General features: G+C 77.1%; 1 protein-coding gene. It reads left to right on the top strand.

Going from position 1 to position 837, the window contains the following annotated elements; genetic code table 11:
• A partial coding sequence (locus tag ACVNF4_RS36565; RefSeq protein WP_461807112.1) for a P-loop NTPase family protein occupies positions 1-837 on the top strand: 837 nt, incomplete at both ends.

Below are 837 nucleotides of genomic sequence, written 5' to 3'. Positions count from 1 at the left end.
AGGCCCCCCGTGCCCGCCGGGCACGTCCAGGCGCCGCCGCCGCTCCTCGGCCGCCAGGAGGAGCGCGAGCAGCTCGTCCGCCTCGTCGCCCGGGGCCGCTCCGTCCGGCTCACCGGGCCCGCCGGCTCCGGCCGCACCCGCCTCCTCGACCTCGTCGCCGAGGACTGCGCGGACCTCGCCCCCGACGGCGTCGTCCGCCTCAGTGGCTACGGGCTGAGCGCCGAGGAGGTGCTGCACGGGCTGTTCCACGCGGTGTACGACGCACCCCTGCACCGGCCGCTGCACGCTGAACTCCTCGTGCTGGTCCGGGAGATAGGCGCGGTCGTCGTCGTGGACGACCTGGAGTTCGGCGGCGCCGAGCTGGACGGGCTGCTCGCGGCGACCCCCGAGTGCGCGTTCGTGTTCGGCGCGACCGGCGAGACGCCGCTGCCGTCGGCCGGGTCGGCGGTGGAGGAGGTGACCCTCGGCGGGCTCGACCGGGCCGGAGGCGTCGACCTCATCGAGCGCGCCGTCGGCCGGGTCCTCACCGAGGAGGAGGCCAACTGGGCCGGGGACCTTTGGTTCGAGTCGGAGGGGCTGCCCCTGCGGTTCGTGCAGGCCGGGGCGTTGCTGAGACAGCGCGACCAGGTCCGGGCCAGCGCCGACGCCGTCGACGAGTACGGCGTCTTCGAGGACGCCCGGCCCGTCGTCGAGCCGGACGGCGAGCCGGAGGAGGCGATACCCCTGCCCTCCCTGGGCGAGGCCGCCGGACCCGCCCCGCTGCTCGCCGCCCGCCTCTCCGCCTCCGCCCGCGCCACCCTGCGGTTCGCCGTCGCCCTCAGCGGCGAGGTCCCGCAC

This window comes from Streptomyces sp. S6, assembly GCF_054880855.1.
Note: the sequence above shows the minus strand (reverse complement) of the source record. Positions and strands in the feature narration are given on the sequence as shown.